The 250-nt window shown below is 52.8% G+C and carries 1 protein-coding gene; it reads left to right on the top strand.

The features are described 5' to 3' along the window. Positions 1-250 (top strand): type IV secretory system conjugative DNA transfer family protein (locus SB719_RS21690; protein ID WP_412159963.1); only part of this gene is annotated, 250 nt, incomplete at both ends.

Raw genomic sequence — 250 nt, 5'->3', positions numbered from 1 at the left:
AAACGACAAGTAATGTCGTGCCTACAGCACTTGTCTATAGTGGTCCGATCGTTTGCCTGGATCCGTCATCCGAGGCTGCATCGATGGTAATCGAACATCGCCGCAAAAGGCTCGGGCGAGACGTCGTGGTGCTCGACCCCGCCAACCCGGTTAACGGTTTCAATGTTCTTGACGGGATCGAAACGTCGATAAAAAAAGAAGAAGACATCGTCAGCATCGCACATATGCTGCTGTCGGAAAGCGCTCGCCT

Source organism: Pantoea sp. SIMBA_079 (assembly GCF_046940275.1).
GTDB lineage: Bacteria > Pseudomonadota > Gammaproteobacteria > Enterobacterales > Enterobacteriaceae > Pantoea > Pantoea borealis.
This window is presented reverse-complemented; position numbering and strand designations above follow the sequence as displayed.